The sequence below is a fragment of the Vibrio aquaticus genome (assembly GCF_003970385.1).
GTDB lineage: Bacteria > Pseudomonadota > Gammaproteobacteria > Enterobacterales > Vibrionaceae > Vibrio > Vibrio aquaticus.
Genome location: NZ_RXZH01000177.1, coordinates 1 through 399, shown reverse-complemented (window position 1 = coordinate 399; position 399 = coordinate 1). Strand labels below are relative to the sequence as shown.

Here is a 399-nt window from a genome sequence, read left to right as displayed (position 1 = left end):
ACACATGTCAGACTCCTTGGTCCGTGTTTCAAGACGGGTCGAATGGGGAGCCCACAGGCCGACGCCCGGAGCACGCTGATGCCGAGGCACGCCGTTAGGCGCGTGCTGCAGACCACGATCAMGGCAGCGACGTCTCCACAAGCGTATCAAAAGCSCGGGCTTAGGCCGCCACCGTAATCCGCGTCGGTCCACGCCCCGAATCGATCGGCGGACCGGATTGCTCCGTTCCGCATCCGACCAGGACGCATCGCCGGCCCCCATCCGCTTCCCTCCCGACAATTTCAAGCACTCTTTGACTCKCTTTTCAAAGTCCTTTTCATCTTTACCTCGCGGTACTTGTTCGCTATCGGTCTCTCGCCCGTATTTAGCCTTGGACGGAATTTACCGCCCGATTGGGGC

General features: G+C 60.4%; 1 rRNA gene. It reads right to left on the bottom strand.

From position 1 onward, the window contains the following. Positions 1-272: 272 nt before the first annotated feature. Positions 273-399, bottom strand: a 23S ribosomal RNA gene (locus tag EJ063_RS21985); the annotation flags it as partial.